Raw genomic sequence first — 26,173 nt, 5'->3', positions numbered from 1 at the left:
GCATGTCTCAGCATCCATCGCGCTGCTTGCGCCTAGCGCCGAAATGGGCCCTGAAACAAGTTCAGGGTGACGGTTGCAGTGGTTCGGGCGTCGTGCCCGTCAGGATATAGGCGCAGTTGGCCTGCGCGGGATCATCGGTTTCGCTGAGCGCCGCGATCGTCGTCCAGCCTTCGCCCCGCAGCGCGGCGGCGGCGGCGGGGTCCGATCCCAGCGGCACGAACACGCGGCGGCTCGGTTCCTGGCCCAGCCCGGCATCGACCAGCGGGTCGATATAGAGCGAGAAGCCCGTCGCCGGTTCCTCGCGCCCGTCGGCGTGGAGGATGGTGTAGCTGCCGCCACGGCCGATTTCGCCCGACAGTCCTTCACCGAACAGCGAAAAGCCGATCCAGCTCTGATATTCGAAGCCCTGGCGCTCGGTCGGGTCGAGCGTGATGGTGGCGCGGCCGGCAAAGGCCGCCACGATCTGTTCCACCGCGTCCAGCCGCTGGCAGAGCACGGCGATGCCGTCCAGCGCGCGCAGCTTGGCGATCGCGGGCGCCACCGGGCCGGCGGCGGCCACCAGCGGCAGATAGGCCTGCGCCTCCAGCCCGGCGAGCGCGCCGACATCCTTGGCATCCAGCCGTTCGCGCACGCGTTCCAGCCGTGCGGCCGTCAGCGGCATCGGGCCGGCGGCCAGCGTCTCGATCAGATCGGGCAGGGTGAGGTCGACGGTGATGCCGGTCACGCCGGCGGTTTCCAGCGCCTCGATGGCGACGCCCAGCACCTCGATCGCGGCGGCGACCGAATCGCTGCCGATCAGCTCCGCGCCGGCCTGGGTCAGTTCGCGTTCGGGGCGCAACTGGGTGGTCTTGAGCTTCAGCACCGGGCCGCCATAAGCCAGCCGCAGCGGGCGCGGGCGGTGCGCCATGCGCGTCGCGGCGATGCGGCCGGCCTGCGCGGTGATGTCGGGGCGGAGCGCCAGCGTCTTCTGCGAAATCGGGTCGACGACGCGCAGCAGATCGTGCGCGCGGGCCGATTTCAGGCGGCCGACCAGTTCGTCCTCGAACTCGGCCAGCGGCGGGGCGACGCGTTCATAGCCGTTGCGGCCGATCGCCACGATCACCCGATGCAGCAGCCGCGACGCCGCCTCCGCCTGAGGTGGCAGCCGATCGCGAAGCCCAACGGGCAGAAGGCCGGGAGTCGTGGTCATGGCGCAGGCTCTTAGCGTGGTTTTCGCGGGACGCCAGCCCGCAAGGGCGGCGCGCCACGCCGGCAAGGCCGGTCGCAGCGCGCCGATTGCGGTATCAGAACCGCAGCGACTTCACCGTCTTCACGCCGGGAAGGCGGCAGATGTCCCACATCGCCGGTTCCGGCGCGGGGGTGTCGAGCGAGAGCAGCAGCACCGCTTCGCCACCCGCCGTGCGGCGGCCAAGGTGGAAGGTGCCGATGTTGACGCCGGCTTCGCCCAGCTTGGTGCCGAGGCGACCGATGAAGCCGGGGGCGTCTTCGTTGACGACATAGAGCATCGTGCCGACGAGATCGGCTTCCACCTTCACGCCGAAGATTTCGACGAGGCGCGGTTCGGAATTGGCGAACAGCGTGCCCGCCACGGACTTTTCGCCCTGCTCGGTCGTCACCGACACGCGGACCAGCGTGTGATAATCGCCCTCGCGATCATGGCGCACCTCGCGCACGTCGAGGCCGCGTTCCTTGGCCAGGAACGGCGCGTTGACCATGTTCACGGTGTCCGAATAGACGCCCATCAGGCCCTTCAGCACGGCGCCGGTGATCGGCTTCTGGTTCAGTTCGGCGGCAGCGCCTTCCACCTCGATGGCGACATTCTTGATCGCGTCGCCCTCAAGCTGGCCGACCAGAGCGCCCAGCCGTTCGGCCAGCGCCATATAGGGCTTCAGCTTCGGCGCTTCCTCGGCCGAGAGGCTCGGCATGTTGAGCGCGTTGGTGACGCCGCCGGTCATCAGGAAATCGGCCATCTGCTCGGCCACCTGGATCGCCACATTGACCTGCGCCTCGTTGGTCGAAGCGCCGAGGTGCGGGGTGGAGATGAAACCGGGGGTGCCGAACAGGGGGCTTTCCTTCGCCGGCTCGGTGACGAACACGTCGAGCGCCGCGCCCGCGACATGGCCGCTGTCCAGCGCGGCCTTCAGCGCCGCCTCATCGATCAGCCCGCCACGCGCGCAGTTGACGATGCGCACGCCCTTCTTGGTCTTGGCGAGGTTTTCCGCCGACAGGATGTTGCGGGTGGAATCGGTCAGCGGCGTGTGCAGCGTGATGAAATCGGCGCGCGACAGCAGTTCATCGAGCGTCACCTTCTCGACGCCCATGTCCACGGCGCGTTCCGGCGTCAGGAACGGATCGAAGGCGACGACCTTCATGCGCAGGCCGATGGCGCGATCGGCGACGATCGAGCCGATATTGCCGGCGCCGATCAGGCCGAGCGTCTTGCCCGTCACTTCGACGCCCATGAAGCGGTTCTTTTCCCACTTGCCGGCCTGGGTGGACTTGTCGGCTTCCGGCAGGTCGCGGGCCAGCGCAAACATGAGCGCGATGGCATGTTCGGCGGTGGTGATCGAATTGCCGAACGGGGTGTTCATCACCACCACGCCGGCGGCCGAGGCGGCGGGAATGTCGACATTGTCGACGCCGATGCCGGCGCGGCCGACCACCTTCAGGTTGGTGGCGGCGGACAGGATGTCCTTGGTCACCTTCGTCGAGCTGCGGATGGCGAGGCCGTCATACTGGCCGATGATCGCCTTCAGCTCTTCGGGGGTCTTGCCGGTGATCTCGTCCACCTCGACCCCGCGATTGCGGAAGATCTGGGCGGCCAGCGGATCCATTTTATCGGAAATCAGAACCTTGGGCATGTCGTTGCCTTTCGATCAAGGCGTCATCCCGGCGAAGGCCGGGATCGCTTTCATCTCGTAAGATCAGTGCGATGCCAGCCTGCGCTGGCATGACGTATTCAAGGGAGGATTAAGCGCGCGCCTGCTTCCAGGCCCAGTCGAGCCACGGGCCGAGCGCCTGGATGTCGGCGGTGTCGACGGTGGCGCCGCACCAGATGCGCAGGCCCGGCGGGGCATCGCGATATCCGGCCACGTCATAGGCCGCGTCCTCGGCTTCCAGCGCCGACGCGATCTTCTTGACGAGCGCCAGCTTGCCCTCGTCGTCGAGGCCGGTGACGGCATCGTCGGCGAACTTCAGGCAGACGGACGTGTTCGAGCGCGAGGTGGGATCGGCTGCGAGATGATCGATCCACGGCGTCTGCTGCACCCACGCGTCGAGCGCGGCGGCATTGGCGTCGGCGCGCTTGATCAGCGCGGACAGGCCACCGATCGACTTCGACCATTCCAGCGCGAAGATATAATCCTCGACCGCCAACATCGACGGGGTGTTGATCGTCTCGCCCTTGAAGATGCCTTCGATCAGCTTGCCGCCCTTCGTCATGCGGAAGATCTTGGGCAGCGGCCAGGCCGGGGTATAGCTTTCCAGCCGCTCCACGGCGCGCGGGCCGAGGATCAGCACGCCATGCGCGCCTTCGCCGCCCAGCACCTTCTGCCAGGAGAAGGTGACGACATCGAGCTTGTCCCACGGCAGGTCCATGGCAAAGCAGGCCGAGGTCGCGTCCGCGATGGTCAGGCCTTCGCGGTCGTCCCGGATCCAGTCGCCATTCGGCACGCGAACGCCCGAAGTGGTGCCGTTCCAGGTGAACACGATGTCGGTCGACTGGTCGAGCGCGGCCAGATCGGGAAGTTCGCCATAAGGCGCCTTCACCACATCGGCTTCGATCTTCAGCTGCTTGACGACATCGGTGACCCAACCTTCACCGAAGCTTTCCCAGGCGACCATCGTGGCCTTGCGCGCTCCCAACAGCGACCACAAAGCCATTTCGACGGCGCCCGTGTCCGATCCGGGAACGATGCCGATGCGGTGGGTGGCGGGCACGCCCAGAATCTCGCGCGTCAGTTCGATCGCGTGGACGAGGCGGCTCTTGCCGAGTTTCGAGCGGTGTGACCGGCCCAGCGATCCTGTCGCAAGGTGGTTGGCAGCCCAGCCGGGAGGCTTGGCGCACGGGCCGGAAGAAAAATGGGGGCGCGCCGGCTTCGTGCCGGGGCGAGCAGTATCAGTCATTTAGTCTCTCCTCACAGAGAGCGCGCGCCGCGTTGGGACGGCGTGGCCCGCCGGCGCTTCTAGAGATGGCGGCGGACGAGTCAACCGTCTCGTGATGACACACTGTCATGCTGCGTTGCGGGGTAGGTCCGTTTTACCCCCATTCGTGGGGCAAAATTGGCTAAAAGGGGTGACCGCGTAGCGAGTCGGATTTGTTCTGACCAGAATTTCCGGCTCTTGTTTAAGGGGTTGGCAATGAAAAAGTTGCTTACTGCTGTCGCCGCATTTGCGGCTATCGGCCTTTCTACTTCGGCATCGGCCGCCATCACTTTCTTTCTGGATGATCCGGGTGCGGTGCAACCGGATGAAAACGTTCAGTTTAATGATGGCCTGCCCAATCCGGCCAATCCTTTGCTTGCGCTGACCAATCAGGGCACCAGCGTCACTTTCACCTCGAACGAGCTGCTTTTCTCCGAAGCGGGCGGCCAGGCGAGGATCACCGGGGATGATGGCGGGCTGACCTCGCTCACCTTTTTCCTCACCGATCTCGGCAAGGCGATCAGCGAGGTCGAGTTCGACCTGACCGATCCGAATCAGGGCGACCATGGCTTCGTCACGGTCGATTTCTACGATCTGTCGGATGCGATCACCTCCACCGGCGCCTTCCAGCTCGGCCAGGGCAGCGACTGGGTATCGGCGATCACCAGTGGTGGTTCGCTGATCAGCAAGGTCGTGATCACCTCGACGCTCGATCTGGAAGATGTCCGCCAGATTCGCGTGTCGACGGCGGATCGGCCGATCTCGGAACCGCCGCCCGTGCCGGAACCGGCCACCTGGGCGATGATGATCGCGGGCTTCGGCCTTGTCGGTGGGTCGATGCGCTGGCGCCATCGCAGCTACCGGCTGGCCTGACCCGGCGGCCTTCGGGCCATCGGAATCCAGCCACGATCAGACTCATGCAGCCGCCGCCGTCCGTTGACGGCGGCGGTTTTGCCTATCACCCTCGCGCACATGCGTATTCGGGGGGCATGGCTGTTGCTGATGGTGGCGCTGGCGGGCTGCGTCGGCGGGCCAAAGGGCAAGCCTTCCCGGCCCACGCACCGCCCACCACCCGCCGCCAAGGCGGATGATCCGCGCGAACTCAAGCAGTGCCTCGTCGATCTCGGCAAATATGGCGCCACCTACACGCAACTGCCCGATCGCTGGTTCGGCAATGGCTGTTCGGCCACCGGCGCGGTCCAGCTCAACGCCATCGGCATTCCCGTCACCAATCTGGGCGCGATGAAGTGCCGGACGGCCGAACGCCTGTCGGCCTGGACGAACGAGGCGGTGCAGACGGCGGCGATGGCATGGCTGGATAGCCGGGTGGTGAAGATCGAAAGCTTCGGCACCTATAATTGCCGCCCGCGCAACGGCGTGGCCGGCGCCAAATTGTCCGAACATGGCCGCGCCAATGCGGTGGACATCGCCGCCTTCCAGTTGGCCAATGGCCGCCGGATCACGGTGGAAAAGGGGTGGAATGATTCCGATCCCAATGTCCGCAATTTCCTGCGCGCGGTGCACAAGGCTGCGTGCCGGCGCTTTGCGGTGGTGATCGGCCCGGCGGGCGATGCCGCCCATTACAACCATCTCCATTTCGATATGGGCGGCGACGGGCCTTATTGCCGATAGGCGCGGCCTTTCCCATCTTGGCGCGGCGCCCGGATCCCGCGTCGTCCCGTGGCCGCAGCGGCAGGCGGGGCGGCGACACGGGTTCAGGCGCGCCCGGCTTTATGCTAGCCATGGCTGGCCCGTTGCATTGCCGGTTGCCGCCTATGCGGGGCCGGCCCGATCGATAACAGAACAAGGCTGATTGCTTTTCCATGAGCGACCGTGATCTCCCCAAGCGCGTCTTCCCGCCGGCCAAGGAGGACGCGGCGTCCGCGCGCCATGTTTCGCCCGCGCCGCAGACGACGGACCCCGCCTATCGCCTCGCCTTTCAGGACATGGATTTCCTGCTGCGCGACGATCTTCGCCCCGTGCGCTTCCAGCTCGAACTGCTGAAGCCTGAATTGCTGCTCGACGAAGCCAATATCGGGTCCACCTTCGTCATGTATGGTTCGGCGCGCATTCCCGAACCGGGCAAGGCCGATCAGCTGGTCGATGCCGCCGTCACCGATACCCAGCGCCGCATTGCCGAAAGCCTGAAGGCCAAGGCGCATTATTATGATGAGGCACGCGCGTTGGCCGAACTCGCCAGCCAGTGTCCACTCGATCAGGATGGGCGGCGGCAGTTCGTCGTCTGCTCGGGCGGTGGGCCGTCGATCATGGAAGCCGCCAATCGCGGCGCGGCCGATGTCGGCGCGGATTCGATCGGGCTCAACATCGTGCTGCCGCACGAACAGGCGCCGAACGAATATGTCACGCCCTCGCTCAGCTTCCAGTTCCACTATTTCGCGCTCAGGAAGATGCACTTCCTGCTCCGCGCGCGTGCCGTGGCGGTTTTCCCGGGCGGCTTCGGCACCTTCGACGAGACGTTCGAACTGCTTACCCTGATCCAGACCGGCAAGATGAAGCCGTTGCCGATCCTGTTTTTCGGCAAGCAATTCTGGTCGCGCGTCGTCAACTTCGACGCGCTGGTCGAGGAAGGGGTGATTTCACCCAATGATCTGAAGCTGTTCCGCTTCGTGGAAACGGCCGACGACGCGTGGAACCACGTCAGCCGCTTCTGGGCCAAGCGCGCGGCGGATGAGCGCCGGATCCAGCAGCAGGCGGCCGAATAAACCGGCGTCAGCCGGGATAGCTCGCCTCGACGAAGAACAGCCCGTCGGGCGGGGCGTTCAGGCCCAGTTCGTTGCGGTCGCGCGCGGCGAGGGCGGTGGAAAGGTCGTCGGCGCTCCATTTGCCGCGGCCGACCAGCATCAGGCAGCCGACCATCGAACGCACCTGATGGTGCAGGAAAGATCGGGCGGCGGCCTCCACCTCGATCTCGTCGCCGTAGCGCGAGACGTTGAGCCGATCGAGCGTCTTGACCGGGCTTTCCGACTGGCAGTGCACCGATCGGAAGGTGGTGAAATCATGGTGGCCGACCAGCCGTTGCGCCGCGGCGTGCATCGCGTCGGCGTCCAGCGGCGCGGCGACGTGCCAGGCGCGGCCGGCGTCCAGCGCCAGCGGCGCGCGGCGGTTGATGATGCGATAGGAATAGCGCCGGCCGGTGCAGGAAAAGCGGGCGTGCCAGTCGTCCGCCACCGCCTCGCACGCCAGGATCGCGATCGGGTTCGGCCGCAGGTGCGCGTTCAGGGCTTCCATCAGCCGGAAGGGCGGGATCGGCTTGGCGATGTCGACATGCGCGGCCATCGCTTCGGCATGCACGCCGGCATCGGTGCGCCCGGCGGCGTGGACGCCGGCTTCCTCGCCGGTGATCCGGGTCACCGCCTCCTCGATCGCCTGCTGCACGCTGGGGCCGTGATTCTGGCGCTGCCAGCCCATGAACGGGCGGCCGTCAAACTCCACGGTCAGGCGGAAGCGGGTCATGCCAGCACCGTGCCCTTGGCGATGGCGAAGCCGCGCAGCAGTTCCGCCGTCGTCATCACGCCGCGCCCGGCACGTTGCACGGTCGTTGGGCGGATCGCCCGGTCGCCGCCGCAGGCGATGGTCAGCGCGTCGTCCAGCACCGTGCCGGGCGCGCCGGCGCCATCGACGATCGCGCAGGCCAGCACGCGGATGCGTTCGCCCTCATGTTCGAAAAATGCGCCCGGCACCGGGTTGAACGCGCGCACCTGCCGCTCCACCGCCATGGCCCCTTGCGCCCAGTCGATCCGCGCCTCCGCCTTGTCGATCTTCGCCGCATAGGTCACGCCGGCTTCGGGCTGCGGCGTGGGCTTAAGATCATTCAATGATACCAATGTCTTGACCATAAGGTCGGCGCCCAGATCGGCCAGTTCGGCCGTCAATTCGCCCCCGGTCTTGCCGTCCACCTGGGTCTCAACCACCGAGACGACTGGCCCGGTATCCAGCCCCCGTTCCATCTGCATGATGCCGACGCCCGTCACCGCGTCGCCAGCCAGGATCGCGCGGTGGATCGGCGCCGCCCCGCGCCAGCGCGGTAGCAGCGAGGCGTGGACGTTGAGGCAGCCCAGTCGCGGCGCATCGAGGATCGCCTGCGGCAGGATCAGCCCATAGGCCGCGACGATCGCGACATCGAGATCGAGCGCGGCGAACGCCGCCTGTTCGTCCGCGCTCTTCAGGCTCACCGGATGGCGCACCTCGATCCCCAGCGCTTCGGCGCGCTTCTGGACGGGGGAGGGGGCCAGCGCCTTGCCCCGGCCGGCCCGGCGGGGCGGCTGGCAATAGACGGCGACGACATCGTGCCCGGCCGCCACCAGCGCGTCGAGCGTCGGCACGGCAAAGTCGGGGGTTCCCATGAAGGCGATACGCATGGCCTGCGCTTTGCGGGCTGGATTGGTTCAGCGCAAGTTTCTATCTGTCGCGCATGGCATCTCCCGAAATCGAGGCGTTGACGCAGGCGCTGTCCCGGCTGCCCGGGCTTGGCCCCCGATCGGCGCGCCGCGCCGTGCTCCACCTGATCAAGAAGCGGGAGGTGGCGCTGGTGCCGTTGCTGCGCGCGCTGGAACAGGTGAGTGAGCGGCTGTCGACCTGCGGCACGTGCGGTAATGTCGATACGACGGACCCTTGCGGCATCTGTGCCGATCCGCGCCGGGATTCGCGTTCGCTGTGCGTGGTCGAGGAGGTCGCCGATCTCTGGGCGCTCGAACGGTCCCACCTCTTCCCTGGCCGCTTCCATGTGCTGGGCGGCCGGCTGTCGGCGCTGGAAGGCGTGCGGCCGGAGGATCTGGCGATCGACCGGCTGGTGAGCCGGATCGCGGCGGGCGGCATCGACGAAGTGGTGCTCGCGATGAACGCCACGCTGGAGGGCCAGACCACTGCGCACTACATTGCCGACCGGCTGGAAGGCTATCCGATCCGGCTGACCCAGCTGGCCCACGGGCTGCCCGTGGGCGGCGAACTGGATTATCTGGACGAAGGCACGCTGGCCCAGGCGCTCCGCGCGCGGCGCCCGGTGGCTTGACGATCCGCCATCGACTTCCTAGCTCACGCGCATGGCCATTCTCCCGATCCTCGAGGCGCCCGATCCGCGCCTGCGCACCATTTCCACGCCCGTCGAGACGGTGGACGACGATCTGCGCGCGCTGATCGCGGACATGTTCGAGACGATGTATGACGCGCCCGGCATCGGGCTTGCGGCGATCCAGGTGGGCGTGCCCAAGCGCGTGCTGGTGATGGACCTGCAGGAAGAAGAGGATGCGGAAGGCAAGCCGATCCGCAATCCCCGCGTATTCATCAATCCCGAACTGTTCGATCCGTCGGACGAGATGTCGGTGTATAATGAGGGCTGCCTTTCGGTTCCCGACCAATATGCCGAGGTCGAGCGGCCGGCGACGATCCATGCCCGCTGGCTGGACGAGAAGGGCGATCGCCACGAGACGCAGCTCGATGGCCTCCTCGCCACCTGCCTCCAGCACGAGATGGATCATCTGGAAGGCATTCTATTCGTCGACCATCTTTCCCGCCTGAAGCGCGAGATGCTGCTGAAGAAGCTGGACAAGGCCCGCCGCGCTCGTCGCGCCGCCTGACGACGTTCCGCTGATGCCAACCGCCGTGCCGCGCCCCCGCTAACGGGGCGCGTCAATGCACGGTGGGCAGCGCGCGCCGGCAATCGTCGGCACATTCGCGGCACATTTCCGCGCAGAGCTGGCAATGTTCATGGTCGTGCCGTTCGCATTCGGTGGCGCAGCCGTCGCACGCCGCAATGCAGGTTTCGAGCATCGCGCGGATGATGGCGACATTCTGGCCGGTGCGCCGCGCCGCGACGCGTGCCGTGGCATCGCAGATATCGGCGCAATCGAGGCAGGCGCGGACGCACTGGCGCATGTCCATCGCTTCGGCCACGCAGGCATCCGCGCAGGACGTGCAGAGCAGCGCGCAGAACATGCTGTGGCGAACGGCGGTGGCCAGTTCCTCGTTCAGATGATCCACATCGGGGTGGGCGGCGATCATCTTGTGAATGGACATGCATCCTCTCCCGTCGGCAAAACGGGGGAACGGGTATCGGCCCGGCTGTGTTCCCGATGCCGCGTCGCGTTGCCGCGCCCATTCGACAGGGCGTGAGCCCGTGCTTGCAATTCGGACGTGCGGCGGGCAAGGTTCGCTATCTGTTCCGCTAAAGGGCTGTCATGGACGCTTTGTTGATCGCCGCCATTCCCATCATGCTTGCGGCTGGCCTGGCCGTTGGCTGGCTGTTGCGGGGGACGGGCGTCGCCGATCTGCGCCGCGAACGGGACGGGCTCGTCCAGCGGCTCGCCGGTGCCGAATCGGCGCGCGCGGTTGCCGAGGCGCGTGGCGAGGAACTGCCGCCATTGCGCCAGATGCTGGATGCCGTGCGCGAAGAACGCGATGCCGCGCAACGCGATCTGGCCGGCGCCCGCAAGGAAGCCGAGCGGGTGGCCGGGCTGGAGCGCGATCTGGCCGGTGAGCGCGCCCGCGCGGCCGATCTGGCGGCGGCCAAGGCCGCGTTCGAACGCGGCGAGCTGGAGCGGCAACAGGCGCACGAGACGCAGCTGGCCCAGCTGAAGGATATGGAAGCCAAGCTGGAGGCGCGCTTCGGCGATCTGGCGGGCAAGGCGCTCGATGCTGCGCAATCCAGCTTCCTCAAACGCGCGGAGGAGCGTTTCGCGCAAGCAGGGCAGGCGGGCGAGGCGAAGCTGAAGCTGCTGCTGACCCCGGTCGAAACCACGCTCAAACGCTATGACGAGAAGCTCGAGAAGATCGAGAAGGATCGCGTCGGCAGCTATGGCGAGTTGCGCGAGGCCGTGGCGCAGCTGGCGCAGGGCAATGATATCGTCCGCAAGGAAACCGCGCGGCTGGCCAATGTGCTGCGATCCAGCCCGAAGGCGCGCGGGCGCTGGGGTGAGGAGCAGCTGCGCAACATATTGGAAGCCGCGCAGCTTTCCGAAAATGTGGATTTCACGCTGCAATCCTCGGTCACCGATGGCGAGCGCCAGTTGCGGCCCGATTGCGTGATCAACCTGCCCGGCGGGCGTTCCATCGTCGTCGATGTCAAATGCCCCCTCGTCCATTTCGAACAGGCCTTTGACGAGGAGGATGAGGAGAAGCGGCAGGCGCTGTTGCTGCAACATGCCGCCGCGATGAAATCCTATGCCGCCGATCTCGGCCGCAAGGGTTATTGGCGGCAGTTCGATCTTTCGCCCGATTTCGTGATCATGTTCATCCCCGGCGAACATTTCCTGTCCGCCGCGGCTGAACGCGCGCCCGATTTGATCGAAACCGCCTTCCGCAACGGCGTGATCGTGGCATCGACGATCAACATGCTGGCGCTGGCCAAGGTGATGGCGGGCATGTGGCGGCAGGAGCATCTGGCCGAGCAGGCCAAGGACATCGCCGAGGCCGGCAAGGAACTTTACAAGCGCCTCGCCACCATGGGCAGCCATGTCGAAAAGCTTGGGCGCAATCTCAACCAGGCGACGGGTGCCTATAACAGCTTCGTCGGCAGCCTCGAAAGCCAGGTGATGACGCAGGCCCGCCGTTTCGAGGCGCTGAAGGTCGATACCAGCGGCAAGGCGATCGATCTGCTGCCGATGGTCGATACGACGGTGCGGCCGCTGACCAAGCTGGCCACGGCGGCGGGGGATGACGAGGAGGCCGAGGCGGCCGAATAGTCGCGACTTCCCGCCCGTGGCTATGCCGCGATCGGCCCTAGGCCGCGCTCAGCCTTGCGAGCGCCGCCGCTGGTTGAGCACTTCATAGGCCATGACGGCGGTGGCGACGGCGGCGTTGAGGCTGTCGGCCTTGCCGAGCATCGGCATCTTGACCAGCAGGTCGCACTGGGCGGCATAATCGTCGGGCAGGCCCTGCGCCTCGTTGCCGACGAGGATGAAGGTGGGCGCGGCATAATGCGGCGCCTGATAATCCACATCGGTGTCGAGGCTCATGCCGACAAGCTGGCCGGGGCCGGCGCGCAGCCAGGCGAGGAAATCGGGCCAGCGGGCATGGGCGATCTGCTGCGTGAACAGCGCGCCCATCGACGCGCGCACGGCTTCCACCGAGAAGGGATCGACGCAATCGTCGATCAGGATCAGGCCGCCGGCGCCGACGGCATCGCCGGTGCGCAATATCGTGCCGAGATTGCCGGGATCGCGGAGCGACTGGGCGACGAGCCAGATGCCGGCGCGATCACGATCGACCGCGTCGAGCCCGGTGGCGAATTCGTCATAGACGCCCACCACCGCCTGCGGATTATCCTTGCCGGACAGCTTGTGAAGGATGTCGCGATCGGTTTCAATCGCTTCGCCGCCGGCCTTTTCGACGGCGTCCACCAGTTCCTGCACGAGCCGGTGATGCGCCGATTCGGCCGCGAAAAAGACGTAGCGGGGCAGGCGCCCGGCTTCGCGCGCTTCGGTAAGGATGCGCAGGCCTTCGGCGAGGAACATGCGTTCCTCCTTCCGGTGGCGCTTTTCGCGCAGGCCGCGGATGCGCTTTACGAGCGGATTGGAAAAGGCGGTGATCTGGCGGGGCATATGGCTATCAAATTCTCTCCCACAGGTGGGAGAGCGGGGTCATTCCTCGCCGAACTTGGCTTCGACGAGTTCGCACAAGGCGACGAGCGCGCGTTCGGCATCCTTGCCGGCGGCGAAGATGGTGATGTGGTCGCCCATCGCGGCGCCCAGCATCATCAGCCCCATGATCGACGTGCCGGCCACTTTCGAGCCGTCCTTCTCGACCTCGATCGTCGCGGCCTGGCCGCTGGCCAGGGTGACGAACTTTGCGCTGGCGCGCGCGTGCAGCCCGCGCTTGTTGGTGATCTGTACGGCGCGCTGGAGCAGCGCATCGCCGTTCATGCGGCCTCGCCCAGCACTTCGGAGGCGACCGAGATATATTTCCGTCCCGCCTCGCGCGCGGCGGCGACGGCGGCCTTGACCTTCATCATCTTGCGGGCTCCTTCGAGGCGGATGAGCATGGGCAGGTTGATCCCGGCGATCACCTCGATCCGCCCCGGCTCCATCAGGGAAATGGCAAGGTTGGACGGCGTGCCGCCGAACAGATCGGTCAGCAGGATGACACCCGAACCGCGATCGACGCGCTTCACCGCCGCCGCGATATCGGCGCGGCGAACCTCCATGTCGTCATCAGGGCCGATGCAGATCGCTTCGATCGCATCCTGCGGGCCCACCACATGTTCCATCGCGACGATGAACTCGGCCGCGAGCCGACCATGCGTCACCAGCACCAATCCGATCATTCAACCACCCGAAGACTGATTTTCCGAGCCATTATTTGGCTTCCCCTCCAACGAGTCGTGCGGCGCTGTTGCGAGGTCACGATGCGCCACATTCGGAGAAAAAACCTCGCGGTGCAACCTCGCCGCGACACGCTCGGCCACATGCACCGATCGATGCCGCCCGCCGGTGCAGCCGAAGGCGATGGTGACATAGGATTTTCCCTCGGCCGAATAGCGCGGCAACAGCAATAGGATAAGATCCTCGATCCGCGATACCGCGGCCTCATAGGCAACATCCTGCGCAACATAATCGCCGACTTCGGGATCGAGCCCGGTGAGCGGCCGGAGGACCGGATCCCAATGCGGATTGCGCAGGAAGCGCATATCGAAGACGAGATCGGCATCGCGGGGCAGTCCGCGCGCGAAGCCGAAGGACATCACCACCAGCGTCGGCTGGACGGGATCGATGCTGTCGAAACGCAGGCGAAGTTCGCGCTGGAGGGCGTTGCTGGTCGTCTCGGTCGTGTCGAGGACATGATCGGCATAGCGGCGCAGATCGGCGAGCAGTTCGCGTTCGCGGGCGATGCCGTCGGCGGCGGGACGATCGAGCGCGAGCGGGTGACGGCGGCGCGTTTCGGAATAGCGGCGGCGCAGTTCCGCCCCGCCGCAATCGAGGAACAGCGTCTCGATGTCGTGGCCGAGATCCTCGCGCAGCTGGCGGATGCTGCGGACGATCGCTGCGCCGTCGAACCCGCGCGTCCGGCTGTCGATGCCCAAGGCGAGCGGCCGGCCGCTATCGTCCGATCCTTCGGGCAGCGGCGTGCCGAGTAGGCGTTCGAGCAGCGAGAGCGGGAAATTGTCGACGACTTCCCAGCCCATATCCTCGAAAGTGTTGAGCGCGGTCGACTTGCCGGCGCCGGACATGCCGGTGACGAGCAGGATGCGCCGGGGGTGGCTGGCCTTGCTCATGCCGTCACGGGCAGCCCGAATCGGGCGAGCGCCAGTTCGAGCTTGATCGGCGCCGAAGCCTCCAGCGCGGCGAGGGCGATGACCGGCAGGCGCAGGCCGGCGACCGGCCGGGTGGGGGCGGTATCGTCGGGCATGCGTTCAACCAGTTCGTCGAGCAGCGCCATCAGCGCGACCGGCGCGCTGGCAAGCGCGTCCATCGGCACGATGCCGATGCCGCGCACCTCGATGCGGCCGGCGATGTTGGAGGGCGCGCTGGCGATCAGCCGGTCGCCGGTGCGCCGGACGACGGTATAATCGTCGCTGACCAGGTGGGCGCCGCGATCGATGAGGCGGAGCGCGAGATCGGACTTGCCGGCGCCCGAGCGGCCATGGAGCAGCACGGCGCGGCCGCCGATTGCGATGCAGGACGCGTGCAGCGTCTCAGAAGAGAGCGGGGGGATATTCATCGCTCGGCCACCGGCAAGCGAATGATGAAGCGGGCGCCCCTTGGCGCGTCGTCGCGGTCTTCCACCATGATCGTCCCATTATGGGCATCGACGATCGCCTTGGCGATGGCGAGGCCGAGGCCGCTATGTTGCCCGAAGGCTTCCCCTTCGGGACGAATGCTATGAAAACGCTTAAAGATCGCTTCACGGACGTCGGGGGCGACGCCGGGGCCTTCATCGTCCACACGAACCACCACTTCGTCTCCGTCGCGCGTGGCGGCGATTTTGACGAGCGCGCCGGGCGGCGAGAAGCTGATCGCATTGTCCACGAGATTTTCGATGACGCGGGTCAGCCGTGCGCCATCGCCATGGACGACGGCGGTGCCGGCATGGGGCCGGGCAAAGGCCAGGCGGACGCCCGACGGGATGCCGCGCCGTTCCCGTGCCTCGATCAGCCCTTCGATCATCTGGCCGAGATCGATGGTTTCGAACCGCGCGCGCGACAATTCGGCGTCGAGGCGCGAGGCATCGGCAATGTCGGTGATCAGGCGATCGAGCCGGTGGACGTCATCGTGGACGACATCCAATAGCTGCTTCTGAAGCGCGGGATCCTTCACCCTCTCCAGCGTCTCGACGGCGGAGCGCAGCGAGGCGAGCGGGTTCTTCAGTTCGTGTGTCACGTCGGCGGCGAAGGCCTCGGTCGCGTCGATTCGCTGGCGCAGCGCGAGGCTCATGTCGGACAGCGCGCGGGCGAGCAGGCCGATCTCGTCGCGCCGATCGGGCAGGCGGGGCACCTGCACCGCGCGCGCGCGGCCGAGGCGGACTCGATGCGCGGCGCGCGCCAGGCGGCGGAGCGGGCGGACGATGGTGCGCGCCAGGAACAGCGAAAGCAGCACTGACACCGTGATCACCATGGCGAGCACGATGCCCAGCCGGAAGCGTTCGGCGCGCACGATCCGCACGATATCGCGCGCATTGGTGGTGGCCAGCAGCGTCATTCCGCTATCGTGCATCGGCGCGGCGGCGGAAATGACGGGGGTGCGATCGGGCGCGCGGCGCAGCTGGGTTTCGGGCTTGCCCGATTCGGCGGCCGCCAGCGCTTCCGGCCAGGCGGAAAGGATATCGCGCTCCGGCTCGGCAAAGCGGGCGGGCTTGTCGGCGCCGACGACGATGTCGATCATCCGGTCCAGCGTCCGCGCGGCCTTGCGCTCCCAGCTTTCCTGATCGGGATCGCGCAGCACATAAGTGGGGGCGCCGGTGGACCAGCTGTCGAGCACGCGATCGCCGCTGCGATCATAGACGCGCAGGCGCAGTTCGCTGGTCCGTTCCAGCTTGTCCATCAGTTCCTGCCGGCGATCGGCGGGGGCGGCATCGAGGGCTTCGGCAATCAGGCTGGCCTGCGTCGCCGCCTGGGCAAGACGGGCGTCGTTGAGCTGCGAACGATAGCTGTCGAGATAGAAGAAGCCGCCGGCCAGCATGGCCAGCGCGAAGATGTTGACCGCGAGGATGCGTGTGGTGAGCGACCATCGCGATGACCACACCAGCGCAAGATCGCGCTCGTCATTCCTCCGCAAAGCGATACCCCACGCCATAAAGCGTCTCAATCGCCTTGAACTCCGGGTCGACCTGGCGGAACTTGCGTCGGAGGCGCTTGATGTGGCTGTCGATGGTGCGGTCGTCGACATAGACGTCGTCCTGATAGGCCGCGTCCATCAACTGGTCGCGCGATTTTACGAAGCCGGGGCGCTGGGCGAGCGCCTCCAGAATAAGGAATTCGGTGACGGTGAGCGTCACTTCCTGGCCCGCCCACTGCACGCGGTGGCGGGCAGGGTCCATGGCGAGCCGGCCGCGGACGATCTTTTCCGCAGGCGTGGTTTCTTCCTCCGGCTCAGGCTCGGCCCGGGCATCGGTGCGGCGAAGGATGGCGCGGATGCGCGCGATCAGCAGCCGCTGCGAAAAGGGCTTGGTGATGTAGTCGTCGGCACCCATGGCGAGGCCGAGTGCCTCATCAAGCTCATCATCCTTGCTGGTCAGGAAGATCGCCGGGACGGCGCTTTTTTCGCGCAGCCGACGGAGCAGTTCCATCCCGTCGAGCTTGGGCATCTTGATATCGAGCACGGCAAGATCGGGCGGATTATCGATCAGGGCCTTCAGTGCGGCTTCGCCGTCGGAGTAGACGCGCACCGTAAACCCTTCGGATTGCAGGGCGATCGAAACCGAAGTGAGAATGTTGCGATCGTCATCGACGAGCGCGATCGTTGCCGGCATTGACCCTTCATCCCACTATCTGGCCGGCCCCATGACTAGCCCAACCGTTTCCGCCCGGCAACAAAGCCGAACCGCCTGCCGCGTTGCAGCGCATTCCCGCCTTTGACCGTAGCGATCTTGTCCTATATGCGCGCCCGGGACAGGGGCGGTCGCCCCGCTCGGCCAAAACCGAGACAGAGAATTTGCCCGGTTTAAGGAGATCGCACGTGTCCAGCCGCATTCCCGCCCACGGCCTTGCCGCCCAGGGCATCAATGTCGCCGCGGAGATTAAATGGAATCTGCCGACTGCGCCGCTGGTCGAGGAAGCGGTTCGCCGCGGTGAAGGCGTCCTCGCCAAGGACGGCCCGCTGGTCGTGAAGACCGGCAAGCACACCGGCCGTTCGGCCAACGACAAGTTCATCGTCCGCGATGCCGAAACCGAAAACACGGTGTGGTGGGGCAAGACCAACAAGGGCATGACGCCCGCGCATTTCGCCGCACTGAAGGAAGATTTCCTCAAGCATCTCGGCACCAAGGAAACGCTTTTCGTTCAGGATCTGTTCGGCGGTTCGCAGCCGGAACACCGCGTCAACGTGCGCGTGATCAACGAATTCGCGTGGCACAACCTGTTCATCAAGACGCTGCTGGTGCGTCCGGACGTGGCCGAACTGGCCGCCTTCGTGCCGGAATACACCATCATCGACCTGCCGAGCTTCAAGGCCGACCCGGAACGCCATGGCTGCCGTTCGGAAACCGTGATCGCGGTGAACCTGAGCGAAAAGCTGATCCTGATCGGCGGCACCGCTTATGCCGGTGAAATGAAGAAGTCGGTGTTCGGCATCCTCAACTACAAGCTGCCGGTCGATGGCATCATGCCGATGCACTGTTCGGCCAATATCGGCCCGAACGGCGACACCGCCGTGTTCTTCGGCCTTTCCGGCACCGGCAAGACCACGCTTTCGGCCGATGCCAGCCGCACGCTGATCGGCGATGACGAACATGGCTGGTCGGACACCGCCGTGTTCAATTTCGAAGGCGGTTGCTACGCCAAGATGATTCGCCTGTCGCCCGAGGCGGAGCCGGAAATCTACGCCACGACCAAGCGTTTCGGCACGGTGTTGGAAAATGTGGTGATCGACCTCGACACGCGCGAGATCGACCTCGACGATGACAGCCTGGCCGAAAACAGCCGTGGTTCCTATCCGATCGATTTCATCCCGAACGCGTCGGAAAAGAATCTCGGCCCCGTGCCGAAGAACATCATCTTCCTGACGGCCGATGCCTATGGCGTGCTGCCTCCGATCGCGAAGCTGACGCCGGATCAGGCGATGTATCACTTCCTGTCGGGCTACACCGCACGCGTTGCTGGCACCGAAATCGGCGTGACCGAGCCGACCGCCACCTTCTCGACCTGCTTCGGCGCGCCGTTCATGCCGCGTCACCCGTCGGTCTATGGCAATCTGCTGAAGGAGCGGATCGCCAAGGGCGGCGTCGATTGCTGGCTGGTCAACACCGGCTGGACCGGTGGCTCGTATGGCGTCGGCAACCGTATGCCGATCAAGGCGACCCGCGCGCTGCTCAACGCCGCGCTCGACGGTTCGCTCAACGGTGCCGAGTTCGTGACTGACGCCAATTTCGGCTTCCAGGTGCCGCAGGCGGTGGCCGGGGTCGATTCGAAGATCCTCAACCCGCGCGACACCTGGGCCGACATGGCGGCCTATGACGCGACGGCGAGCAAGCTGGTGAACCAGTTCATCGAAAACTTCGCGCAGTTCGAAGAGCATGTCGATGAGAGCGTTCGCAAGGCGGCCCCCAAGGCTGCCTGAACCACGGCTCGATAGCTGATCGAAGGGCGCGTCCGGCAACGGGCGCGCCCTTCCTTTTTGGGCAATGCGGGAACGGCATGACGAACACGCAGCATGAACCGCGCCTGTTTGCGGACGAGGCCGCGATCCGGCGGGTCGGTGAGGGGCTGATCGCCCGCACGCTTCCGCGCGAGGACTGGACGCATGAAGCGCATCTCGCCGCCTGTGCGTGGATCGTCCGCATGCGGCCGGACATCGCGCCCGAACGCGATCTGCCCGCGATCATCGCGGCCTATAATGAGGCGGTGGGCGGCGTGAATGATGACGCGCAGGGCTATCATGAGACGATCACTCAATGCTTCATCCGCGCGGTGCGCCTGCATTTGGCGCGCGCGGGGCAGGCTGATCTGCCGACGCTGGTCAACGGCCTGCTGGCAGCGCCCGAGGGGCAGCGCGACTGGCCGCTCGGCTTCTACAGCCGAGCGCTTTTATTCTCGGTCGCGGCGCGACGGGGATGGGTGGAGCCCGATCTCGCGCCGCTCCCAACTGTCATGGAAGCGTGATAGCCTCGGCGCTTCCAGCATGGAGGAGTCGATCATGGGCCTTCTCGACGGATTGCTCGGCCAGGCCGGCAATGTGGATATCGATGCGCTGGCCGGCCAGCTCGGCATGTCGCCCGACGAACTGCGCACCGGTGGCGAAACGCTGCTCGGCAAGCTTGCCGGTGGCGGGCAGGATAATGCGCAGGCGGCGATGAGCGCCGCTGCCGAGACGGGCCTGCCGCTCGACAAGTTGCAGGCGCTGCTGCCGGCGCTGGCATCGCAACTGGGTGAGGGCGGTATCGATGGCCTGCTGGCGAAGCTGGGCGGGGCCGACGGGCTGCTCGGCATGCTCGACCGCGATGGCGACGGCAATCCGATCAACGATATTGCCGGGATCGCCAAGGGCCTGCTCGGCGGCCGCTGAAATCAGGTCGTCGGGCCGGCCATGATTGCGTCGTAACGGGCGCGGGCCGGCGCATGGCCGCTTTCCGACAGCTCTTTCAGTATCTTCATGCCTTTGGCGTAGGACGGGCGGGCGGCGCGGCCCTCGATATGCATCAGGGCGCGGGCGAAAGCGGCCGCGGGCAGGCCGGGTTCGTCCGGGCCGGTGCGGATCGGCATGACGCGCCCCGGCTGGCCGCCGACGCCGGGGGTATAGACCCACAATGTCCCGAGCTTGGGCGTGGCGGCGGCCTTGTAGAGCTCCTCCGCGCGTTCGGCGTCGCGCGCAATGCCGTCGCCATGTTCGAGCCGGCGGCCGAGTTCGACCATCATCTTGCGATCGCCGGTCGCGGCCCAGCAGCGCACCTGATCGGTGGTCATGCGGCCCCGGATCGTCGCCAGGATCAGCCGCACATTGCCATCCGCATCGCGGATCAGCGCGCTGAAGCGTTCGACCTCGGCGGGTGGGCAGGATTTGGCGGCGGCGGGTGTTGCGGAAAACAATATCAGCGCGGCCGCGACCACCAGCCTCACAGCGACCGCACGAATAGGGGCTCCACGCTCACAGGACCTTCGCGATCACAGGGGCTCCACGATCAGCGTCGAACCCTGCGCGCCGGTGATGCGGGCGCGGGCGCCGCTGGGAATATCGGGTCCGGTCGCGTTCCAAACCCCATCGCCCACCTTCACCCGGCCATGGCCTTCGCCGATCGGCTCGACGACGGTGACGATTTCGCCCACCAGCCGCGCGGTGCGATCGTTGAGCATGGGATCGGGCGAATAAGCGGGGTAGGCGGCCATGTAGCGGCGCCCGGCATAGACCGCGACCAGCGCGGCGATCGCGAAGACGAGCGCCTGAACCGGCACCGACAGATCGAGCAGGAAGGCAACCGCACCCGTGGCGGCGGCGGCGGCGGCCAGCCAGATCAGGAAGAAGCCCGGCGCGATAATCTCCGCGATGGCAAGCACGATCGCGGCGATCAGCCAGAGCCAGTGCGGATCGAGATCGAAGGGCATGGGATCAGGCCTGTTCGAACGGGCCGGGGCGGCGGGGCGGGGCAGGCGGAGGGGCGGTTTCGTCGGCCTTGCCCAGCGCTTCCTTGGCCAGCGCGCCGATGCCGCCGATCGTGCCGATCAGCTGTGTCGCCTCGACCGGGAACAGGATCGTCTTGGCGTTGGCCGACGTGGCGAACTGGCTGACCGCATCGACATATTTCTGCGCGACGAAATAGTTGATCGCCTGGACATTGCCGCCGGCGATCGCGTCCGAAACCACCTGGGTTGCCTTGGCTTCGGCCTCGGCGGAGCGTTCGCGCGCTTCGGCGTCGCGGAAGGCGGCTTCGCGACGGCCTTCGGCCTCCAGGATCTGCGATTGCTTCTGGCCTTCGGCGCGCAGGATTTCGGATGCACGCATGCCTTCGGCTTCGAGGATCGAGGCGCGCTTCTCGCGCTCGGCCTTCATCTGGCGGGCCATGGAGTTGACGATGTCCTGCGGCGGGCGGATGTCCTTCACCTCGACGCGGGTGATCTTGACGCCCCAGGCCGTGGTGGCGTGATCGACGACGTTGAGCAGGCGGGCGTTGATCTCGTCGCGCTTGGAAAGCGTTTCGTCGAGGTCCATCGACCCCATCACCGTGCGAAGATTGGTGGTGGTGAGCTGGAGCAGCGCGAACTGGAGGTCGGACACTTCATAGGCCGCCTTGGCGGCATCAAGCACCTGAAAGAAGACGACGCCATCGACCGAAACCATCGCATTGTCGCGCGTGATGATTTCCTGGCCCGGAATATCGACAACCTGTTCCATCATGTTGATTTTGCGGCCAACGCGATAGAAAAATGGGATGTAGAAATTGAAGCCGGGCTGGGCGACGGCAACGAACTTGCCGAAATATTCGATCGTATATTGATAGCCCTGCCGCACCACGGTGACACCGGCGGCAACGAACATGATCGCCAGAACCAGCAGAACCAGTGCAAGCGTGCCCATCAGCCCAATCCCCCCAGTCATTTACGGGCGGGGATTGTGCCTTGGATGGGGGCGCCATCCAAACGGAATCGACATTGGCGGCTTGTGCAATCGCCGCGATGCTGCCAATGCGCGCCATGGGCCGCCTTCTTTCCACGACTCCGCCGCTCCTCCTTTCCGCACTCATCGCCACTCAACCGCTTGCCGCGCGCGCGCCCAGTGACGCCGCCGTCGAGGCACGCCTGCGTGGCCATGTCGAGACATTGGCGGCGGACGCGATGGAAGGCCGCAAGCCTGGCACCGAGGGCGGAAACATGGCGGCCGCCTATATCGCCCGCGCATTCGCGGCGGTGGGGCTGAAGGCCGGGGCGACCGACGGCAGCTATTATATGCCTGTCGCGCTGGTCGAACGCCGGCCGGCGGACACGAAGGCGGAATGGCGCATCAGTGGCGCGGTGGTGCGCGTGGATGCCGACACGGTGGCGCTGCGCGCTGCCGCGCCCGAAACGCGGATCATGGACGCGCCGCTGATCTTCGGCGGCTATGGCATCGATGACGAGAAGGCCGGCATCCGCAGCTTCGATGGTGTCGATGTGCGCGGCGCCGTGGTGCTGATCTTCGGTGATACGCCGCCCGGCCTGGACCATGCCCCTGGCTATACGGCGCGGCGCGACGCGCTGATCGCATCGGGCGCGGCGGCGGTTATCCGCATCGCGCCGGATGACAAGAAATGGGCGGATTTCGACAAGGCGCTGGCCGAACCCGAAAATGATCTGGCGGACGGCACGCCCGAGCCGACACGCGGGGCCATGGCGCCGGCCGCCTGGGCCAAGCTGGCGAAGGCGGGCAAGCTGGACGGCATCACCGCAGCCGATATGGCCCGGCCCGAATTTCGCGCGGTGCGGATCGACGGCACGGCATCGCTGAACATCGCCACCAGCCTGCGGCCCTATCGCAGCTGGAACGTGGTGGGGCGGCTGGCCGGCAGCGATCCGGCGGCGGGCGCGCTGCTCTATCTGGCACATTGGGATCATCTGGGCATTTGCCGGCCCGAGGGCGCGGCGGACCGGATCTGCAACGGCGCGGTCGACAATGCCAGCGGCGTGGCGATGATCATCGAAGTGGCGCGCGGGCTGGCGGCAGCGAAGAAGCCGCCGGTGCGCGACATCTATTTCGTGGCGACGACGGCGGAGGAAATGGGCCTGCTGGGCGCACACGCGCTGGCCAAGGCGCCGCCGGTTCCGGCCGAAAGGATCGCGGCCGTGCTGAATTTCGATACGGTGGCGATCGCCCCGCGCGCCACGCCGGTGGCGACGCTGGGGCGCGGGCAGACGCCGCTCGACCCGTTGATCGACGCCGCCGCGCGGCGGCAGGGCCGGCGGATCAATGCATCCACCGACGCCAATGCGCTGACCCCGCGGCAGGACGGCTGGGCCTTCACCCAGATCGGCGTGCCGGCGGTGATGGTGGGTGGATCGCTCAACCTTGACCTGCTGAAAGCCTATCTGGGCGGCGAATATCACAAGCCCGGCGACGATCTGGCCCAGCCGATCGTGCTGGACGGCGTGGCCGAAGATGTGCGCCTGCATGTGACGCTTGGCCAGATGATCGCCGATCCCAAGCGGTATCAGCCGCCGCCGCGCTAGAAATCACCTTTCGCCATCCCCATAAATCAGCCTCGACCACCCGGAAAAGACCCATGGAAATCAGCCTCGGCCTCACCTTCGACGACGTTCTGCTCATCCCCGGCGCATCGGAGGTCCTGCCCAGCCAGGCCGATACGCGCACGCAGGTGACGCGGGACATCAGCCTCAACATCCCGATCCTTTCCTCGGCGATGGACACCGTCACCGAAGCCGACATGGCGATCGTGATGGCCCAGCTGGGCGGTATCGGCGTGCTCCACCGCAATCTGACCGTGGAGGAACAGGCCGCCGCCGTGCGCGCGGTGAAGCGGTTCGAAAGCGGCATGGTGGTCAACCCGATCACCATCACGCCGGACGCCACGGTGGGCGACGCGCAGGCGCTGATGGCGCGGCACAAGATTTCGGGCATTCCGGTGGTGGAATCCTCGGGCAAGCTGGTCGGCATCCTCACCAATCGCGACGTCCGCTTTGCCGAGAAGCCGGACCAGCCGATCGCCGGCCTGATGACCCACGAAAATCTGGCGACGGTGCGCCCGGGCGTGAGCCAGGAGGAAGCCCGCCGGCTGCTGCACCAGCGCCGGATCGAAAAGCTGCTGGTGGTCGACGACAATTATCGCTGCATCGGCCTGATCACCGTCAAGGACATGGAAAAGGCCGTCACCTACCCGGATGCGACCAAGGACGCGAACGGCCGGTTGCGCGTGGCTGCCGCGACCACGGTGGGCGACAAGGGCTTCGAACGCACCGAGGCGCTGGTCGAGGCCGAATGCGATCTGATCGTGATCGATACCGCCCACGGCCATAATGCCGATGTGGCGCGCGCGGTGGAACGCGTGAAGCGCCTGTCCAATTCGGTGCAGGTGGTGGCCGGCAACGTCGCCACGGCCGAAGCGACGCGCGCGCTGATCGACGCGGGCGCGGACGGCGTGAAGGTGGGTATCGGGCCGGGCTCGATCTGCACGACGCGCGTCGTGGCGGGCGTCGGCGTGCCGCAGCTTACCGCGATCATGGATGCGGCGGCGGAAGCCGCGAAGTCGGGCGTGCCGGTGATCGCCGATGGCGGCCTGCGCACTTCGGGCGATCTGGCCAAGGCGATCGCGGCGGGCGCTTCCACCGTGATGGTCGGCTCGCTGCTCGCCGGCACCGAGGAAGCCCCGGGCGAGACGTTCATCTATCAGGGCCGCGCTTATAAGAGCTATCGCGGCATGGGATCGGTGGGCGCGATGGCGCGCGGTTCGGCCGACCGCTATTTCCAGCAGGACATCAAGGACCAGATGAAGTTGGTGCCCGAAGGCATCGAAGGCCAGGTGCCCTATAAGGGGCCGGCCAAGGACGTCATCCACCAGCTGGTTGGCGGCGTGAAGGCGGCGATGGGCTATACCGGCGCGCCGACCATTCCCGACCTGCAGAAGCGCGCCCGTTTCGTGCAGATCACCAATGCCGGCCTGCGTGAAAGCCATGTCCACGACGTGACGATCACGCGCGAGGCACCGAACTACCCGACGCGCTGAGGCGGGGCGATGACCCCCGCCGGCCGGGCGCAGGCGGCGATCGATCTGCTCGATGAGATTATCGCCGCCGCGCGCGCGGGCGGGGCGGCGGCGGACACGCTGATCGCGCGTTATTTCAAGGCGCGGCGCTATGCCGGGTCGAAGGATCGGCGCGCGGTGCGCGATCTGGTTTATCGCGCGATCCGCCGGGCCGGGGAGCCGCCGGTGACGGGCCGGGCAGCTTTGCTTGGCCTGGCGCGCGAGGATGCCGAACTGGCGGCCGCCTTTGACGGATCGCCCCGTGGGCCGGCGCGGATTGAGCCAGACGAAGCGGTCGCGCCGGCCGGTGTCGTGCCCGATTGGCTGGCGACGCGGCTGGCCGGCACGCTCGATCCGGCCGAACAGGCGACGCTGCTCGATCGCGCCCCGCTCGATATCCGGGTGAATGGCCTGAAGGCGACGCGCGATCAGGTGTTGCCGATGATCGCCGACGCCGTGCCGACCCCGCATGCGCCGATGGGGCTGCGCTTGCCGGAGGGCACGAATGTCGAGGCGCTGCCGCTCTTCGCGGACGGGCTGATCGAGATTCAGGACGAAGGCAGCCAGATCGTCACCGAGGTCGCCGGCGCGCGGCCCGGAATGACCGTGGTCGATCTCTGCGCGGGTGCCGGCGGCAAGACGCTGGCGCTTGCGGCTGCGATGCGGGGCGAAGGGCGGCTGATCGCCTGCGACGCCGATCGCGCACGCCTCTCCCGCTTGGGCCCGCGTGCCGAACGGGCGGGAATCGGCGCGGTCGAGACCCGATTGCTCGATGGCGGGCGCGAAGGGGAGGCGCTGGTCGACATCAACGGCATGGCGGATGTTGTGCTGGTCGATGCGCCCTGTTCCGGCACGGGGACGTGGCGGCGCAATCCGGAGGCGCGCTGGCGGCTGACCCCGGCGCGGCTCGACCGGCTGGTGGCGTTGCAGGCACGGTTGATCCGTGTTGCGGCGGCACTCGTGCGTCCGGGCGGATCCCTGACATACATCGTCTGTTCATTGCTGAACGACGAAGGTGCGGATCAAGTGGCGGCTTTTTTGAAGGATTATCCCGAATGGGTGGCCGCGACCGAAGCGCCTATGGCGGGGCGGCAACATGGCGCCGGATTCCGTTTGACGCCCGCAGCGGACGGGACGGACGGGTTTTTCGTCGCTAGACTGCAACGGCCATGTTAGAAGCGCGTCACGAGACCTTCACGGAGTT

General features: G+C 66.6%; 28 protein-coding genes. 12 read left to right on the top strand and 16 right to left on the bottom strand.

Features of this window, described 5'->3' with window-relative positions:
- Window positions 1–61 precede the first annotated feature (61 nt).
- From CHB74_RS05295 to CHB74_RS05285, 3 genes are all read right to left on the bottom strand, one after another.
- A complete protein-coding gene (locus CHB74_RS05295) occupies window positions 62–1,189 on the bottom strand; it encodes an ATP phosphoribosyltransferase regulatory subunit (RefSeq protein WP_089218587.1) in 1,128 nt (375 codons plus the stop codon).
- Between the two features lie 94 nt (window positions 1,190–1,283).
- A complete protein-coding gene (serA, locus tag CHB74_RS05290; protein WP_089218586.1) occupies window positions 1,284–2,861 on the bottom strand; it encodes a phosphoglycerate dehydrogenase in 1,578 nt (525 codons plus the stop codon).
- Between the two features lie 109 nt (window positions 2,862–2,970).
- Window positions 2,971–4,125: a phosphoserine transaminase gene (locus CHB74_RS05285; protein WP_089218585.1), complete on the bottom strand. Its 1,155-nt coding sequence runs from the start codon at window positions 4,123–4,125 to the stop codon at window positions 2,971–2,973.
- A 234-nt stretch (window positions 4,126–4,359) separates the two neighbouring features.
- Here CHB74_RS05285 and CHB74_RS22375 point away from each other — a divergent pair, with 234 nt between their 5' ends.
- From CHB74_RS22375 to CHB74_RS05270, 3 genes are all read left to right on the top strand, one after another.
- A complete protein-coding gene (locus tag CHB74_RS22375) occupies window positions 4,360–5,016 on the top strand; it encodes a PEPxxWA-CTERM sorting domain-containing protein (RefSeq protein WP_089218584.1) in 657 nt (218 codons plus the stop codon).
- A 99-nt stretch (window positions 5,017–5,115) separates the two neighbouring features.
- The gene (locus CHB74_RS05275) at window positions 5,116–5,775 is read left to right on the top strand and encodes an extensin family protein (protein WP_089218583.1); all 660 of its coding nucleotides are present in this window, start codon (window positions 5,116–5,118) and stop codon (window positions 5,773–5,775) included.
- Between the two features lie 191 nt (window positions 5,776–5,966).
- Window positions 5,967–6,866 (top strand): LOG family protein, encoded by a 900-nt coding sequence (locus tag CHB74_RS05270; protein WP_089218582.1) that lies wholly within the window; start codon window positions 5,967–5,969, stop codon window positions 6,864–6,866.
- A 7-nt stretch (window positions 6,867–6,873) separates the two neighbouring features.
- Here the strand turns inward: CHB74_RS05270 and truA are convergent, their stop codons facing one another.
- The gene (gene truA, locus CHB74_RS05265; RefSeq protein WP_089218581.1) at window positions 6,874–7,617 is read right to left on the bottom strand and encodes a tRNA pseudouridine(38-40) synthase TruA; all 744 of its coding nucleotides are present in this window, start codon (window positions 7,615–7,617) and stop codon (window positions 6,874–6,876) included.
- Complete coding sequence (gene fmt, locus CHB74_RS05260) at window positions 7,614–8,522, bottom strand: methionyl-tRNA formyltransferase (RefSeq protein ID WP_089218580.1); 909 nt, start codon at window positions 8,520–8,522, stop codon at window positions 7,614–7,616. Before fmt ends, truA begins: the two co-directional genes overlap by 4 nt.
- Window positions 8,523–8,575: 53 nt before the next feature.
- Here fmt and recR point away from each other — a divergent pair, with 53 nt between their 5' ends.
- Window positions 8,576–9,172, top strand: a complete 597-nt coding sequence (gene recR, locus CHB74_RS05255) for a recombination mediator RecR (RefSeq protein ID WP_089218579.1) — start codon at window positions 8,576–8,578, stop codon at window positions 9,170–9,172.
- A gap of 31 nt (window positions 9,173–9,203) precedes the next feature.
- Window positions 9,204–9,737 (top strand): peptide deformylase, encoded by a 534-nt coding sequence (def, locus tag CHB74_RS05250; RefSeq protein ID WP_089218578.1) that lies wholly within the window; start codon window positions 9,204–9,206, stop codon window positions 9,735–9,737.
- A gap of 52 nt (window positions 9,738–9,789) precedes the next feature.
- Here the strand turns inward: def and CHB74_RS05245 are convergent, their stop codons facing one another.
- Window positions 9,790–10,176: a four-helix bundle copper-binding protein gene (locus CHB74_RS05245; RefSeq protein ID WP_089218577.1), complete on the bottom strand. Its 387-nt coding sequence runs from the start codon at window positions 10,174–10,176 to the stop codon at window positions 9,790–9,792.
- Window positions 10,177–10,337: 161 nt separating this feature from the next.
- Here CHB74_RS05245 and CHB74_RS05240 point away from each other — a divergent pair, with 161 nt between their 5' ends.
- Window positions 10,338–11,840 carry a DNA recombination protein RmuC gene (locus tag CHB74_RS05240; protein ID WP_089218576.1) on the top strand — a complete coding sequence of 501 codons (1,503 nt, stop codon included), beginning with the start codon at window positions 10,338–10,340 and terminating at the stop codon, window positions 11,838–11,840.
- A gap of 48 nt (window positions 11,841–11,888) precedes the next feature.
- On the opposite strand, the gene CHB74_RS05235 is transcribed toward CHB74_RS05240, so the two are convergent.
- From CHB74_RS05235 to CHB74_RS05205, 7 genes are read right to left on the bottom strand one after another with little or no spacing between them, the layout of a single operon-like run.
- The gene (locus CHB74_RS05235; RefSeq protein WP_089218575.1) at window positions 11,889–12,698 is read right to left on the bottom strand and encodes a TrmH family RNA methyltransferase; all 810 of its coding nucleotides are present in this window, start codon (window positions 12,696–12,698) and stop codon (window positions 11,889–11,891) included.
- Window positions 12,699–12,737: 39 nt separating this feature from the next.
- Window positions 12,738–13,019 carry an HPr family phosphocarrier protein gene (locus CHB74_RS05230; RefSeq protein WP_089218574.1) on the bottom strand — a complete coding sequence of 94 codons (282 nt, stop codon included), beginning with the start codon at window positions 13,017–13,019 and terminating at the stop codon, window positions 12,738–12,740.
- Window positions 13,016–13,420 (bottom strand): PTS sugar transporter subunit IIA, encoded by a 405-nt coding sequence (locus CHB74_RS05225; RefSeq protein WP_089218573.1) that lies wholly within the window; start codon window positions 13,418–13,420, stop codon window positions 13,016–13,018. Before CHB74_RS05225 ends, CHB74_RS05230 begins: the two co-directional genes overlap by 4 nt.
- Window positions 13,421–14,368 carry an RNase adapter RapZ gene (rapZ, locus tag CHB74_RS05220; RefSeq protein WP_089218572.1) on the bottom strand — a complete coding sequence of 316 codons (948 nt, stop codon included), beginning with the start codon at window positions 14,366–14,368 and terminating at the stop codon, window positions 13,421–13,423.
- Entirely contained in the window at window positions 14,365–14,814 is a 450-nt protein-coding gene (locus CHB74_RS05215) for an HPr kinase/phosphorylase (RefSeq protein ID WP_089218571.1), read from the bottom strand. Before CHB74_RS05215 ends, rapZ begins: the two co-directional genes overlap by 4 nt.
- Window positions 14,811–16,385: a sensor histidine kinase gene (locus tag CHB74_RS05210; protein ID WP_089218570.1), complete on the bottom strand. Its 1,575-nt coding sequence runs from the start codon at window positions 16,383–16,385 to the stop codon at window positions 14,811–14,813. The genes CHB74_RS05215 and CHB74_RS05210 overlap by 4 nt, the downstream gene beginning before the upstream one ends.
- Window positions 16,354–17,061, bottom strand: a complete 708-nt coding sequence (locus tag CHB74_RS05205; RefSeq protein ID WP_089218569.1) for a response regulator transcription factor — start codon at window positions 17,059–17,061, stop codon at window positions 16,354–16,356. The genes CHB74_RS05210 and CHB74_RS05205 overlap by 32 nt, the downstream gene beginning before the upstream one ends.
- Before the next feature lie 206 nt (window positions 17,062–17,267).
- Between CHB74_RS05205 and CHB74_RS05200 the strand changes: the two genes are divergently transcribed.
- The 3 genes from CHB74_RS05200 (at window position 17,268) to CHB74_RS05190 (ending at window position 19,811) form a co-directional block, all read left to right on the top strand.
- A complete protein-coding gene (locus CHB74_RS05200) occupies window positions 17,268–18,866 on the top strand; it encodes a phosphoenolpyruvate carboxykinase (protein WP_089218568.1) in 1,599 nt (532 codons plus the stop codon).
- A 77-nt stretch (window positions 18,867–18,943) separates the two neighbouring features.
- On the top strand, window positions 18,944–19,408 hold the full coding sequence (locus CHB74_RS05195) for a hypothetical protein (RefSeq protein WP_089218567.1): 465 nt from the start codon (window positions 18,944–18,946) through the stop codon (window positions 19,406–19,408).
- 34 nt (window positions 19,409–19,442) lie between these two features.
- Complete coding sequence (locus CHB74_RS05190; protein WP_089218722.1) at window positions 19,443–19,811, top strand: hypothetical protein; 369 nt, start codon at window positions 19,443–19,445, stop codon at window positions 19,809–19,811.
- 2 nt (window positions 19,812–19,813) lie between these two features.
- Here CHB74_RS05190 and CHB74_RS05185 read toward each other — a convergent pair whose 3' ends face one another.
- From CHB74_RS05185 to CHB74_RS05175, 3 genes are read right to left on the bottom strand one after another with little or no spacing between them, the layout of a single operon-like run.
- Window positions 19,814–20,362, bottom strand: a complete 549-nt coding sequence (locus CHB74_RS05185; protein ID WP_089218566.1) for an SEL1-like repeat protein — start codon at window positions 20,360–20,362, stop codon at window positions 19,814–19,816.
- A 45-nt stretch (window positions 20,363–20,407) separates the two neighbouring features.
- Complete coding sequence (locus CHB74_RS05180) at window positions 20,408–20,845, bottom strand: NfeD family protein (RefSeq protein ID WP_089218565.1); 438 nt, start codon at window positions 20,843–20,845, stop codon at window positions 20,408–20,410.
- Between the two features lie 4 nt (window positions 20,846–20,849).
- Window positions 20,850–21,818, bottom strand: a complete 969-nt coding sequence (locus CHB74_RS05175; protein WP_089218721.1) for an SPFH domain-containing protein — start codon at window positions 21,816–21,818, stop codon at window positions 20,850–20,852.
- Window positions 21,819–21,913: 95 nt separating this feature from the next.
- Here CHB74_RS05175 and CHB74_RS05170 point away from each other — a divergent pair, with 95 nt between their 5' ends.
- The 3 genes from CHB74_RS05170 to CHB74_RS05160 are packed head-to-tail and all read left to right on the top strand — an operon-like array spanning window position 21,914 to window position 26,145.
- Window positions 21,914–23,440, top strand: coding sequence for a M20/M25/M40 family metallo-hydrolase (locus CHB74_RS05170; RefSeq protein ID WP_245842647.1), 1,527 nt, complete (start codon window positions 21,914–21,916; stop codon window positions 23,438–23,440).
- A 53-nt stretch (window positions 23,441–23,493) separates the two neighbouring features.
- Window positions 23,494–24,951 carry an IMP dehydrogenase gene (guaB, locus tag CHB74_RS05165; RefSeq protein ID WP_089218564.1) on the top strand — a complete coding sequence of 486 codons (1,458 nt, stop codon included), beginning with the start codon at window positions 23,494–23,496 and terminating at the stop codon, window positions 24,949–24,951.
- A gap of 9 nt (window positions 24,952–24,960) precedes the next feature.
- Entirely contained in the window at window positions 24,961–26,145 is a 1,185-nt protein-coding gene (locus tag CHB74_RS05160) for an RsmB/NOP family class I SAM-dependent RNA methyltransferase (RefSeq protein WP_089218563.1), read from the top strand.
- Window positions 26,146–26,173 lie beyond the last annotated feature (28 nt).

It is taken from the genome of Edaphosphingomonas laterariae (assembly GCF_900188165.1).
GTDB lineage: Bacteria > Pseudomonadota > Alphaproteobacteria > Sphingomonadales > Sphingomonadaceae > Sphingomonas_E > Sphingomonas_E laterariae.
Note: the sequence above shows the minus strand (reverse complement) of the source record. Positions and strands in the feature narration are given on the sequence as shown.